The organism is Vicinamibacterales bacterium, assembly GCA_036496585.1.
Taxonomy (GTDB): Bacteria; Acidobacteriota; Vicinamibacteria; order Vicinamibacterales; family 2-12-FULL-66-21; genus JAICSD01.
In genome coordinates this window covers 150,123-162,426 of record DASXLB010000024.1, presented here as the reverse complement: position 1 = coordinate 162,426, position 12,304 = coordinate 150,123, and the positions used below count along the sequence as shown (strand labels likewise).

The following is a 12,304-nucleotide window of genomic DNA, read 5'->3' as shown; positions in this document are numbered from 1 at the left end:
TCAGCTCGATGGTGAAGTCGGCCGCGCTCTGCTGGACGCCGCCCGACCACCGGGTTCGCAGGTTGCCATCGAGCGCCCGCGGCGTGTGGGGCGGACTGGGAAAGGCGTCGAGCGATTTGATCGCAATCGCCTCGCCCCGGCGGTCGGGAAGCAAGTCGCCCGCCGTGCTGGCTGGCAGACGATAGCTCGTCCAGCCGGCGCCGGTCTGCTGCAGTGTTGCTCCCGGAAACGCGCCGACGAATTTCCGCCACCCGCCGTCTTCGTCGGACGCGCCATCGACGATCACGGCCAGCGGTCCGTGCGCCGTCATCGCCTGGAGGATGCGCTGATCGTGGTCGGCGAGGAGGACACGCATCGGGTAAATCTGCGGCGCCGCGTAGCCGCTGAACCCGTTGAAGAGCGGGACGTTCTCGAGCGTCTGCTGAAAAAGCGCCGCCGCGTCGACGTCGTCAGTCGACGGAAGATCGAGGCGAGCGGTCACGCCGGATGCGGCCGGCCGGCGTTCGGGTTCTGGAAAGACCGGTATGGCGCGCGGCCACCCGTCGAGGAGGAGCCCGGCGGCCGCCACGGCGGCGAGGGTCCGCCGCGAGCGCCCCCGGAAGCGATTGATGGCGAGCGCGGCGAGCACTCCGAGACACGCCAGCGTCATCATCCAGAAGCGCGCCGGCACGCGCAGTCCGTCGAAGCCAGGCAGCCGCATCAGCCACCCGTACGGCGCCTGATACATGGCGTGGTGCGAGAAGAACATCGGGTCGGGTCCGAGCGCCAGCACCCACGTCCCAAGCGCGGCGAGCGAGTAGAACAGCTGCGGGCTCCGGTTCCTCGCCGCCATCACCACGCGCGGCATCAGGGCGAGCCAGGCCAGCGCCGCGAACAGCGCAAGCGTCACCGGTTTGTCGGGGCGCCCGATCGACAGCAGGCGGACGCCGCCGATGGTCAGTTTCAACGACTGGTAATAGACCGCGAGCGTCGCGGCAATTGCGAAGACGACGAACAGCGCCGCGGACAGCCGGCGCAGCCACCACCGCGTGCGCGTGGGCTCGACGGCGGTCGAAAACGGCCTGGCCGCCACGACGGCGAAGAGCGCGAGCGCGGCAATCGTCAGGCCCGGAAACAACTCGCCTTCCGGGCGGTCGACGACGCGCAGCCATCCCCAGAATCGCAGGCCCTCGGCGGCATCGAGCAGGCCTCCCACGTCCGCGCTGTAGGTTTGAATCTCGGCCAGGCCGCGCGAGAAGCCGTAGGTATCGACGAGGATTCGCTGATAGCCGAGCAGGATGGGAGCGACCACGGCCACCGGAACGATCCAGCACGCGGCGACGACCGCGACCTTCCGCAGCGGCCAGCGCCCGAGCGCAAACCACGCGAACCATCCGGCCAGCAGCACAGTAAGGAACAGCAGGTAGTAGCCGCACGCCAGCGCCTGCATCAGCCACGCGGCGGCGGCCGTCGCTGCCCAGGTAGGGCGCCCTTCGCGATCGTAGCGATGCAGCGCCGCGAGGCACACCGGCGTCCAGCACGACCAGAGCACTTGGACGTGCGGCAGCTGCGCCACGCGATAGGGCGCAAATGCGAAGGCGATTCCGGCGGCGAAGGCGGCGTCGTGGCGCCTGGTCAGCGTGAAGCCGAGGAAGTACGCACCGAGAGCCGACAGAACGTAGCTGGCGAGCAGCGTGAGGTTGTAGCCGAGCAGAGCGTTGCCGGTTGCGGCGATGATCGGCCAGGCAATCGGCGCCTCGCCGAGCAGATGCTCCGAGAACGCGAAGGTGCCAGGCGATGGGTAGAAGATCGGCGCATTCCACCAGGCAGCCGTAAGCGGCACGGCTTTCGTAGACCACCACAGGATCCACGCGTTGAGCAGCGGATCGCCGGGATCGTGCGCCACTCCGTGCAGGAGGTGGAGCGGCAGCGGCCAGGAGTAGGCGAGCGTGATGAAGACGTAGACGAGCGTCGCGAGCGCGACCGGATGCGGCTTGCGGAGCGTCACGTGGCGGTCAGTATAGACCGCACCTCACGTGCGGCCCAGGCTCAGACGCCGCCGGGGTGGCGCGCGCCGCGGTCGTCACCAGCGGGCAGCGTAGACGAACCGCGCCGCCGGCTGTTCGAGCCAGACGACGATGCGCATGGCCAGCGTCATCCCGATCGCGAACTTCGCCGTCCTGATACCGGTCAACTGATTCTTCGTGCAGCGTAACTCGCGCGCCAGCTGCGCCCACGTCTGCTGCTGCTCCTGCCGTCGCGCGTTGACCGCGTCGTAGAGCGCCGGAAGATTCCAGCGAAGCCGCTCGCCGGGGCCCGCCGGCGGCAGTCGCAGGGCGCTCGTGTCGGCGGGCGCCGGCCTGAGAAAGCTCTCCGGCGTTCGTCCGAGCCAACGCACGAAGAACAACGCGTGCTGGCAGCTCGTCTCGCGGCGAGTGGCGATGCCGGTGATCGTCGACGGGCTGATGGGATGATCGGCAGGGCGCCGGCGGTTCAAGTCGGCCGACAGCTCCCAGATCTGATCGGCAACCTGCCGCCAGCTGAGGCCGCGCTCGGCCCGTCGCCTGTCCATGGCGTCGTACAGCGCGTGGGCGTCGAACATCGTCGAGAGCCGAGAGTCGTCAGCCGGAGGCGAGCAGCGCCAGCAGCGCCTTCTGCACGTGCAGTCGGTTCTCCGACTGGTCGAACACGACCGACGCGTCCGAATCCATCACGTCGTCGGTGACTTCGTCGCCGCGGTGCGCCGGCAGGCAGTGCATGAAGATCGCGCCCTTCGGCGCGTGCGCCATCAGCCCGGCGTTCACCTGATACGGCTGGAAGGTGTCGCGGCGCGCCACGGCCTCGCGCTCCTGGCCCATCGACGTCCACACGTCGGTGTAGACGGCATGGGCGCGCGAGACCGCGTCAATCGCGTCGTGGGTGACGCGGACGCCGCCGCCGAAGCGGGCAACGGCGGCGACCTGCTGCCGCACCCGTTCGGGCAGCTCGAATCCGGCCGGCGACGCGGCCACGACGGTGCCGCCGAGCATCGACACCGCATGCGCCAGCGACGCGGCGACGTTGTTGCCGTCGCCGACAAACGCGATCGTCTTTCCCCGCAGCGTTCCCCAGCGCTCGATCATCGTCTGGCAGTCGGCCAGCGCCTGGCAGGGATGCTCCTCGTCGGTCAGCGCGTTGACGACACGCAGCGCCGGCGCGGCGGCGGCGAAACGGCGCAGGCGATCGTGCCCGAATGTACGGATGACCACTCCGTAGACCCAGCGCTCGAGGTTGCGCGCGACGTCCTCGATCGTTTCGCGTCCGCCGAGCGCGACGTCCCCGGCCGGCTCGATGACGTCGCCGCCGAGCTCGCGGACCGCGATCACGAACGTGGAACGGGTGCGCAGCGACGGCTTGTCGAAGAGCAGCGCGATGTGCCGGCCGGCGAGCGGCGCGGCGTGCTGCGTGCCGGTGGCGCGCGCCACCTTCATCGACGCGGCGAGCTCGAGGCACGTCTCGAGCTCGGTCGGCGTCAGGTCGAGCACCGACAGGAACTGCGAGGGCTGCCAGGCCGGCGTGGCCGCCCGACGGGGTCCGCTCATGTTCTGTACTCCGCGTTGATCTTCACGTACTCGGCGCTCAGGTCGCACGTCCACATCCGCGCGCGGCCGGTGCCGCCGGTGCCGAGGTCGACGAACAGCGACACGTTCGTTCCTTGCAGGTGCACCGACGCCTCCGGCGCCCGCTCGTCGAACGGCCTCCCGTCGGCAAAGAGGATGACGTCGCCGATCTGTATGCGAGCCCGCTCGAGCGAGAAGTCGACGCCGGCACGCCCGGCGACCGCGACGAGGCGGCCCCAGTTCGGATCGGCGCCGTGCACGGCCGTCTTGACCAGCGGCGAATTGCCGATGGCGCGCGCGGCCTGCTTCGCCTCCGCGTCGGTGCGCGCGCCGGCGACGTCGATCGTGACCAGCTTGGTTGCTCCTTCGCCGCCGCGAACGATCCCGATTGCCAGCTGCTCGCAGACGCGGCGCATCGCCGCGATGAACAGCTCGAGCTCCGCGTCGCCGATCGTGACGCCGCTCGCGCCGTTGGCGAGCGCGAACACGCAATCGTTGGTCGAGCACTCCCCGTCGACGGTGATCGCGTTGAACGTGACATCGGTCACCGCCGCGAGCGCGCGCTGCAGGAGCGGCGCCGACACCTCGGCATCGGTCGTGACGACGCCGAGCATCGTCGCCTGAGGAGCGGCCATCAGCGGCTCGATCATGCCGGAGCCCTTGGCAATTCCGCCGACGCGGAACGTCCCCGCCGCCGACGTCGCCTCGACTGCCGACTCCTTCGGAAAGGGATCGGTCGTCATGATCGCGCGCGCGGCAGCGGGACCGCCGGTCTCGGAGAGCGCCGCCGCGGCCGCCGCAATCCCTTTCGTGACGGTGCCGCGATCGATCGCGACGCCGATGACGCCCGTCGAGGCGACGAGCGCCTCGCCAGGATCGACGCCGACGGCGCGGGCGGCGGCGTCCGCCATGGCGTGAGCGGTGGCAAGGCCGTCGGGACCGGTGCAGGCGTTGGCACAGCCGCTGTTGATCGCGACGACGCGGGCCCGGCCGTGGGACGTGGCGAGCCGGGCCTTCGACACGAGCACCGGCGCCGCCTGCGCCTTGTTGGTCGTGAAGACCGCCGCCGCGGCTGCCGGACGGTCCGACACGATCAGCGCGAGATCGGGATTGCCGTTCTTCTTGATGCCGCATGCGATACCGGCGGCGCGAAAGCCGGCCGGCGCCGACACACTGCCCGCGATGTCCAGCAGCGTCATGCCGGGATCGGGACGAGGCGAAGCCGTTCGACGCTGGCGCGCGGCGCGGCCACCGCGCGCGACGGCGGCGCAGTAGCCTCGAGGCGCAGGCCCGACCCGGCGCGCAGCGGGAGCGAGACCGCGTATTGCCCGCAGCGGCGGAACAGGCCGCAGGCGACACAGTCGTGGGCGATCTTCTCCGGCACCCAGACGTGCGGCACGATCGAAAAGCCCAGGCGGATGAAGTGCGCCGGCTGGTGCGTGAAGGCGCAGAGGGTGAGATAGCCCAGCTCGCGGGCCCGCTCCGCCAGGGCGTTCACCAGGGTCACGCCGGACCGCTGGCCGCGGTGCGACGCGTCCACCACCAGCGAACGGACCTCGGCGACCTCGGCGCTGAGCGGGGCCAGCTCGCCGCAGCCGACGACCGCGCCGTCGAGCACCGCCACCACGAACCGCTGCACGTGCGACTCGACGTCGTCGAAGGTGCGCGGCAGGAGGTGCCCGACGCTCAGATTGGCGGTGATGAGCCGGTGAATCGCGACGGCGTCTTCGGGCACTCCGCCGCGCAACTGAATCGGGGCCGTGACGATTTGCTCGGTCACTGTCTGGATCCCTCCACCACGGCGGCGATCGCCGCTTCGAGCCGCGGCAGGGCTTCGTCGATCTCCTGCTCGGTGATGACGTAGGGCGGCAACAGACGGAGCACCGTGTCCGACGTCCGGTTGATCAGCAGCCGGCGCTCGCGAGCGGCGTCGACGATGGCGGCGGCCGGTCGGTCGACGTCGAGGCCCCACATGAGTCCGGCGCCGCGGACGTCGCGGATCGCCGGCTGACGCTCGGCGATCGCCCGCAGCCCCTGCTCGAGATGGGCGCCGGCGCGGGCGACGTGATCGAGCAGGCCGTTCTCGAGCGCGTCGAGAAAGGTCAGCGCGGCGCGACAGGCGAGCAGGTTGCCGCCGTAGGTGCTGCCGTGGTCGCCGGGCTTGGCCGCCGCCGCAACGCGGTCCGAGAACATCGCCGCGCCGATCGGTACGCCGGCGCCGAGCGCCTTGCCGAGCGCCATCAGATCCGGCGTGATGCCGAGCGCGCTCGAGTAGAACGGACGGCCGGTGCGGCCGAGGCCGCACTGGACTTCGTCGGCGATGAGCAGCGCCCCGGTGCGTCGGCAGGCCGCGATGATGGCGTCGGCGGCAGCCTGGGGAATCGGCCGCACGCCCCCTTCGCCCTGGATCGGCTCGACGATCACAGCGGCCGTGTCGGTGGTGATCGCGGCCGTGATGGCCGCCGGGTCTTTCGGATCGACGAACGTGACCTCCGGCACCAGCGGCTGAAACGGATCCCGATAGTGCGGGTCCCAGGTGACCGACACCGCGCCCAGCGTCCGCCCATGGAACGAATGCGTCAGGGCGACGAAGCCGGCGCGCGGCGTTCCCTGCGAGTACCAGAACCGGCGGGCGAACTTGAGGCAGGCCTCGACCGCTTCCGCGCCGCTGTTGCAGAAGAACGCGCGGGGGAGTCCCGACAACGCCGACAGCCGCGAGGCCAGCTCCGCCTGCAGCGAATGGTGGAACAGGTTCGACGTATGCAGCAGCCGCGACGCCTGGTCGGCGATCGCGCGCGCCAACGCCGGATGGGCGTGTCCGAGCGACGCGACGCCGACTCCGGAGATGAGATCGAGATAGCGTTCGCCCTCGCGCGTCACGAGCGTGCAGCCGCTGCCGCTCTCGAACACCACGGGGGCGCGCTTGTAGACCTGCAGCACGTGCTGCTCGTCGAGGGCGATGGGATCGGCGGGATGTGTCGTGATCATAGTCAGTGTTCTGCCGCGGTGGCTCGAGCGGAGCCCGAGCGAAGGAGAGTGCCTGGGGCCTGTTCGTACTCGCCGGCCCGTCCGTCCACGATGCGGACGTCTTCGACCCCGCCGGCCATGGCCTCGAGGCAGGCGCCGAGCTTGGCGACCATGCCGTCGCGCGCGGTGCCGGCCGCGACCATGGCGCGGGCCGCCTCCTCGTCGAGGCGGCCGCAGGTGCGTCCGTCGGCGTCGAATACGCCCGCCGTCTTGCCGGCGATGATCAGCCGCGCCGCTCCGATCGCGCGCGCGAGGTGCGCGGCCAGTACGTCGGCGTTGACGTTCAGCAGCGCGCCGTCCTCGGTCATGCCGACGCTCGACACCACCGGCACGTAGCCGAGCCCGAGCAGATCGCTCAGCAGCTGCGACGGCGCTCCGGCCGACGGCACGCCGACCAATCCAAGATCGGCCGTTGCGCCGCTCGTCGTCTGCAGCGGCGGCGCGATGGTCGAGAGGCCGATGGCGGCGTCGGCGCCGGTCAGGCCGACGGCTTTCACGCCGGCGGCGTTGAGCGCGGCCACGAACGCGGTGTTGATGCGTCCGGCCAGCACCGAGACGACGGTGTCGAGCGTGTCGGCATCGGTCATGCGCAGCCCGTCGACGAACCGCGGCGTCTTGCCGCGCGCCTTCAGGTCGGCGTCGATGGCGCGGCCGCCGCCGTGCACGACCGCGACCGGGCCCGAGGCCTGCAGCGCCGCGACGCCGGTGGCCGCCGTCCGCATGGCGCCCGCGTCCTCCAGCAGCTCTCCGCCGAGCTTCAAGAGCGTGGCGCTCAGGCGATGCGCTGTACGAGGCTCGCTCACTGGAGACCCAGCCCCTCGTCGAAGCCGAAGGCGACGTTGAAGTTCTGCACGGCCTGGCCGGCGGCTCCCTTGACCAGGTTGTCGAGGCAGGCGACGAGCACGACCTGCCGCCGCGTCGGGTGGACGCGCCAGCCGATGTCGCAGAAGTTGGTGTGCGCGACGTGCTTGATCTCCGGCAGATCGCGCCCGGTGAGCCGCACGAACGGCGCCGCGTCGTAGGCGGCGTGCAGCGCCGTGGCGATGTCCGCCTCGCCGGCATCGGGCGTCAGCACCGCGTAAATGGTTTCGAGGATGCCGCGATCGATCGGCAGCAGGTGGGGCACGAACGTCACCTCCGTGCCGAGCTCCTGCTCGATCTCGACGGCGTGGCGGTGCTCGAACACGCCGTAAGCGGAGAGCGATCCGTGGCACTCGCTGAAGTGGGTGCGCTCGCTCGGCGTCTTGCCGGCGCCCGACACGCCCGACTTCGCATCGATGATGATCGGCGCGGCCGTCTCGATCAGGCCGGCTTCGACGAGCGGCTTGAGCGACAGGATCGCCGCGGTCGGGTAGCAGCCGGCGCAGGCGACGAGTGTCGAGTCGCGCAGGCGGCTGCGATTGTGCTCGGTCAGGCCATAGACGACCGGTCGCGGCGAGTCCGGCGTGCTCGGGTACCAGCGCTTCCGCAATGCGGCGTCGCGCAGGCGAAACGCGCCAGACAGATCGAAGACGCGCTTGCCGCGCTCGACGAGCGTCGGCGCGATCTCGGCCGCGGCGTGATCCGGCAGCGCGAGGAACACGGCATCGGTCGACGCTGCGAGCGCGTCGACGTCGAGGCCGGTAACCGGCGAATCCCACACGTGGCGCAAGGCAGGCACGCGGCGCGGCTCAGCGCCGGCAGACCCCATCGCCGCGACCAGCTCGGCCGCAGGATGCCGCGAGAGCAGCCGGAGCAGCTCGACCCCGGAATAGCCCGTGGCCCCGGCCACACCCACCCTGATTTGAGAATAACTATTCATCGAAAAGATTGAATATACGGATCGTCAAGACGGTCGTCAACAACAAAATAATAGCTTTAGCTTATGCATCATGTGTATAATCACCGATCTCGGCTGAATACTTATGAAGGCATATAGGCAGTCTCTTGTGGTCGAGCTCGTCGATCAGGAGGCCATTACCAGCCAGGAACAGCTCCGCGAGCGCCTGCAGGCACGAGGCATCGATGTCACGCAGGCGACGCTGTCACGCGACATCCGCGACCTCGGCCTCGTAAAGCGAAGCAGCGACGGTGCTTATCGGCGTCAAGCGCCTGGGGAATCCGCCGTGCCGGTCGACCACACGGCGGCGCTGCGGCGCACGGTGGCGGGCTCGTTGAGGCGGTTCGACGTGGTCAACCAGCTCGTGGTGCTGCGCACCGAATCGGCGCAGGCCCATCCGCTCGCCGAGGCGATCGACCGCGCGGCGCTGCCTGAAGTGGTCGGGACGATCGGTGGGGAAAACACGATCCTGGTGATCTGCCGCAGCGATCGCGAGGCCCACTCGTTCACCGTGCGCCTCGAAGCCTGGGTGAAAGGATAGCGATGGACACACCACGGATTGTGCTCGCCTACTCGGGCGGCCTCGACACGTCCGCGGCGATCGCCTGGATCGCGGAGCGGTATGCGGCGGAGGTGATCGCGGTGACGCTCGACTTCGGGCAGGGACGCGAGCTGACCGGGGTGCGCGAGCGCGCGCTGGCGGTGGGGGCGGCGCGCGCGCATGTGCTCGACGTCCGCGACGAGTTCGCGGCGGACTACATCCTGCCGGCGCTGCAGGCGGGCGCGCTGTACGAGGACCGCTACCCGCTGGCGACGGCGCTCAGCCGGCCGCTGCTGGCGCGCAAGCTCGTCGAGGTCGCCCGCATGGAGGGCAGCACGATCATCGCCCACGGCTGCAACGGCCAAGCGAACGACGAGCTGCGCATCGAACTTGGGGTGCGCGCGCTCGATCCCTCGATGACGGTACTGGCGCCGGCGCGCATCTGGGGGATGACGCGCGAGCAGCTCATCGACTATGCCCGGGCGCGCCGCATTCCGATCCCCGCGCACATCGACAGTCCGTACACCGTCGACACGAACCTCTGGGGACGCTCGATCGAGCGCGGCGTGCTCGAGGATCCGTGGCAGGAGTCTCCGGAAGACGTCTATACGCTGACTCGCGCACCGCGCGACTGTCCCGACGAACCGGCCTACGTCGAGATCGAGTTCGAGCAGGGGGTGCCGCTGCGCGCCAACGGCGTCGAGATGCCGCTCGTCGAGCTGATCGAGAGCCTGGAGACGATCGCCGGCGCGCATGGCGTCGGCCGGATCGACATGGTCGAGAACGCGGCGGCCGGCGGCAAGTCGCGCGAGATCTACGAAGCGCCGGCTGCCGTCCTCCTGCACACTGCGCACAGCGAGCTCGAGAAGCTCGTAGTGCCGCGCGACCTCGAGCGGCTCGGCCACGATCTCGGACGCGCCTACGCCGATCTTGCGTACACCGGCCGCTGGTTTTCGCCGACCCGCGAAGCGATCGACGCGTTCATGCGCACCGTCCAGCCCCGCGTTACCGGCGCCGTCCGCCTCAAGTTGTTCAAGGGCGATTGCCGGGTGGTCGGTCGCCGCTCGCCGCTGGCGATCGAGGCCGACAACCCCCTCTCCACCGTCCCGCCTCCGCACGCCGCGCGCGCAGCGGCGGCGTCACCGCCAGCCTCGGAAGGATCCGTTCACTGATGGCGCATCTCTGGTCCGGACGTTTCGCCGGCGATCCCGACGCTGAGCTGTTCGCATTCGGCGCGTCTTTCCGCTTCGACCGCCGCCTGTTCCAGGACGACGTGCGGGGCAGCCTCGCCTGGGCGAATGCGCTGGCGCGGGCCGGTGTCCTCTCGCCCGACGCCGCGGCCGCGATCGACGGCGGGCTGCGGTCGATCCTCGCGCGCGGCGCGACCGATCCCGGCTTCGTCAGCGACGCGCACGGCGACGAAGACGTGCACGCATTCGTCGAGCGCGAGCTGGTCGCGCTGGTCGGCGAGGCGGGGCGGCGGCTGCACACGGGCCGCTCGCGCAACGAGCAGGTCGCCGTCGATCTGCGTCTGTATGTGAAGCGACGCGTCCCGTCCATCCTGGCGGGGATCGCGGGGCTGGTGCGGTCGCTCGTGGCGCTCGCCGACCGCGCCGGCGACGCGCTGATGCCGTCGTACACCCATCTGCGTCGCGCGCAGCCGGTGCTCGTCGCGCACTTCCTGCTCTCGCACGCCGCCGCGCTCCGCCGCGACGCCGCGCGGCTGACCGCGGTGCTCGGAGAGGTCGACGAACTGCCGCTCGGCTCCGGCGCGATCGCCGGCACCGCCTACCCGATCGACGTGGCCGCGCTGGCCCGCGACCTCGGTTTCTCGCGCCTCGCCCGCAACAGCATGGACGTCAGCGGCGACCGCGATTTCGTCGCCGGGTTCCTGCATGCCGCGTCGGTCGGCATGGTGCATCTCAGCCGGATCGCCGAAGATTTCATCCTCTTCACGTCCGAGGAATTCGGCTTCTTCGAGCTCGACGATCGGGCGGCGACGGGCAGCAGCCTGATGCCGCAGAAGAAGAATCCCGATCCCCTCGAACTCGTCCGAGGCAAGAGCGGCCGTGTCATCGGCCACCTCACCGGCTGGCTGGTTTCGATGAAGGGTCTCGCGGCCGGCTATAACAAAGATCTGCAGGAAGACAAGGAAGCGCTGTTCGACGCCGAGGACACCTGGCTCGCCTGTCTTCGCGCGACGGCCTCGGTCGTCGACGGCCTGACGCCGAACCCGGTAGTCACCGGGCGGGCCGCCTCAGGCCTGCTGCTCGCCACCGACGTGGCCGACTATCTCGTCGCGAAAGGGCTGCCGTTCCGGGACGCCCACGAAGTCGTCGGCGCGATGGTGCGCCGGCTGGTGACCGAGCGCCGATCGTTCGAGGATCTCTCGCTCGACGAATGGCGATCGCATTCGGCGCTGTTCGGCGACGACGTGCGCGGGGCGATCACCGCGATGGCGTCGGTCGAGAAAAAGCAGACGCCGCAGTCGACGAACCCGAAGGCGGTCGCTGCGGCGCTGGACGAAACGCGCGAGTGGCTGAAACGTGTGGAGGCCGAAGGCTAGGGCCCCGACGCTCCGGCTTTCCGGAACCGGCCTCGAGAGCCGAACCTTCAGCCTCCCTCACGTTAGAACTTGAACGACACTCCGATCGACGTGCGCCAGAAGTGGAAGTTGCTGAGGCCGACGCCGTTGTTCGAGCCGTTGAACGATCGGAAGTAGCGCACATCGCCGCGCAAGCCGATGTTCTGCGTGAAGAACCCCGCCAAGCCGGCGCCCACGTCGAACCCGAAATCGTTCGCCGTCGTCGCGTCGAAGAAGCCGGTCGCACCCACGTTGCTGCGGATCAGGCCGAGTCCGCCGACCGCGTACGGACGAATCTGCGCGCCGTGGCCGCCCACCGGCGCGCCCACGATCAGGTTGCCGGTCAGCGTGGCGACGTTGTTGCCGCTGCTGAACGCGAATCCATTCGCGTCCGTCGTCGTCGAGAAGAAGTTCGGCGAGTAGCCGAAGTCGAATTCGGCGCCGATGATGCCCTTGCCCATTCCGGCGATCGACACGCCGTAGTCGGCCTTGTGCTCGAACTCGCTGGCTCGGGTCGAGCCGTCGGAGCCGTTCACATCGGCTGAGCCGCCCGCGTTCCATCCGACGAACGGGGTGATGAACCAATCAGCCGACGCGATTCCCGGCATCGCCAGGGAGGCGGCCGTCACGACTGCTGCGGAAAGTAGCCACTTGCGTACTGACATTACATTTCTCCTCCAGATAACGTCCCGCGGGAGGAGATTGCAAGCGTGATGCCCTGCCAGTGCCGAGCCGGATCGGCTGAGGTGAAGGAG

Annotated in this window: 12 protein-coding genes; 3 read left to right on the top strand and 9 right to left on the bottom strand. The window is 69.9% G+C overall.

Annotated features, from left to right (window positions below):
• The 8 genes from VGI12_08540 to argC all read right to left on the bottom strand — a co-directional run.
• Positions 1 to 1,987: hypothetical protein (locus VGI12_08540; GenBank protein ID HEY2432710.1), on the bottom strand; the 1,987-nt coding region annotated here is incomplete at its 3' end.
• 75 nt (positions 1,988 to 2,062) lie between these two features.
• Positions 2,063 to 2,581 (bottom strand): hypothetical protein, encoded by a 519-nt coding sequence (locus VGI12_08535; protein ID HEY2432709.1) that lies wholly within the window; start codon positions 2,579 to 2,581, stop codon positions 2,063 to 2,065.
• Between the two features lie 19 nt (positions 2,582 to 2,600).
• Positions 2,601 to 3,560, bottom strand: a complete 960-nt coding sequence (gene argF / locus VGI12_08530) for an ornithine carbamoyltransferase (GenBank protein HEY2432708.1) — start codon at positions 3,558 to 3,560, stop codon at positions 2,601 to 2,603.
• On the bottom strand, positions 3,557 to 4,777 hold the full coding sequence (gene argJ, locus VGI12_08525; protein ID HEY2432707.1) for a bifunctional glutamate N-acetyltransferase/amino-acid acetyltransferase ArgJ: 1,221 nt from the start codon (positions 4,775 to 4,777) through the stop codon (positions 3,557 to 3,559). Before argJ ends, argF begins: the two co-directional genes overlap by 4 nt.
• Positions 4,774 to 5,358, bottom strand: coding sequence for a GNAT family N-acetyltransferase (locus VGI12_08520; GenBank protein HEY2432706.1), 585 nt, complete (start codon positions 5,356 to 5,358; stop codon positions 4,774 to 4,776). The genes argJ and VGI12_08520 overlap by 4 nt, the downstream gene beginning before the upstream one ends.
• The gene (locus VGI12_08515) at positions 5,355 to 6,566 is read right to left on the bottom strand and encodes an acetylornithine/succinylornithine family transaminase (GenBank protein ID HEY2432705.1); all 1,212 of its coding nucleotides are present in this window, start codon (positions 6,564 to 6,566) and stop codon (positions 5,355 to 5,357) included. Before VGI12_08515 ends, VGI12_08520 begins: the two co-directional genes overlap by 4 nt.
• A gap of 2 nt (positions 6,567 to 6,568) precedes the next feature.
• Positions 6,569 to 7,408 (bottom strand): acetylglutamate kinase, encoded by an 840-nt coding sequence (argB, locus tag VGI12_08510; GenBank protein HEY2432704.1) that lies wholly within the window; start codon positions 7,406 to 7,408, stop codon positions 6,569 to 6,571.
• On the bottom strand, positions 7,405 to 8,376 hold the full coding sequence (argC, locus tag VGI12_08505) for an N-acetyl-gamma-glutamyl-phosphate reductase (GenBank protein ID HEY2432703.1): 972 nt from the start codon (positions 8,374 to 8,376) through the stop codon (positions 7,405 to 7,407). Before argC ends, argB begins: the two co-directional genes overlap by 4 nt.
• A 133-nt stretch (positions 8,377 to 8,509) precedes the next feature.
• Between argC and VGI12_08500 the strand changes: the two genes are divergently transcribed.
• From VGI12_08500 to argH, 3 genes are read left to right on the top strand one after another with little or no spacing between them, the layout of a single operon-like run.
• Positions 8,510 to 8,965, top strand: coding sequence for a hypothetical protein (locus VGI12_08500; protein ID HEY2432702.1), 456 nt, complete (start codon positions 8,510 to 8,512; stop codon positions 8,963 to 8,965).
• Between the two features lie 2 nt (positions 8,966 to 8,967).
• Positions 8,968 to 10,137, top strand: a complete 1,170-nt coding sequence (locus tag VGI12_08495; protein HEY2432701.1) for an argininosuccinate synthase — start codon at positions 8,968 to 8,970, stop codon at positions 10,135 to 10,137.
• Positions 10,137 to 11,531 carry an argininosuccinate lyase gene (gene argH / locus VGI12_08490; protein HEY2432700.1) on the top strand — a complete coding sequence of 465 codons (1,395 nt, stop codon included), beginning with the start codon at positions 10,137 to 10,139 and terminating at the stop codon, positions 11,529 to 11,531. Before VGI12_08495 ends, argH begins: the two co-directional genes overlap by 1 nt.
• 62 nt (positions 11,532 to 11,593) lie before the next feature.
• On the opposite strand, the gene VGI12_08485 is transcribed toward argH, so the two are convergent.
• Complete coding sequence (locus tag VGI12_08485; GenBank protein ID HEY2432699.1) at positions 11,594 to 12,214, bottom strand: outer membrane beta-barrel protein; 621 nt, start codon at positions 12,212 to 12,214, stop codon at positions 11,594 to 11,596.
• Between the last annotated feature and the right edge of the window lie 90 nt (positions 12,215 to 12,304).

Bases quoted from the DNA above. Each gene is read 5' to 3' on its own strand.
- VGI12_08535 (HEY2432709.1), bottom strand. From the start codon at position 2,581: ATGTTCGACGCCCACGCGCTGTACGACGCCATGGACAGGCGACGGGCC.
- argH (HEY2432700.1), top strand. From the start codon at position 10,137: ATGGCGCATCTCTGGTCCGGACGTTTCGCCGGCGATCCCGACGCTGAG.
- argJ (HEY2432707.1), bottom strand. From the start codon at position 4,777: ATGACGCTGCTGGACATCGCGGGCAGTGTGTCGGCGCCGGCCGGCTTT.
- VGI12_08485 (HEY2432699.1), bottom strand. From the start codon at position 12,214: ATGTCAGTACGCAAGTGGCTACTTTCCGCAGCAGTCGTGACGGCCGCC.
- VGI12_08495 (HEY2432701.1), top strand. From the start codon at position 8,968: ATGGACACACCACGGATTGTGCTCGCCTACTCGGGCGGCCTCGACACG.
- VGI12_08515 (HEY2432705.1), bottom strand. From the start codon at position 6,566: ATGATCACGACACATCCCGCCGATCCCATCGCCCTCGACGAGCAGCAC.
- VGI12_08500 (HEY2432702.1), top strand. From the start codon at position 8,510: ATGAAGGCATATAGGCAGTCTCTTGTGGTCGAGCTCGTCGATCAGGAG.
- argF (HEY2432708.1), bottom strand. From the start codon at position 3,560: ATGAGCGGACCCCGTCGGGCGGCCACGCCGGCCTGGCAGCCCTCGCAG.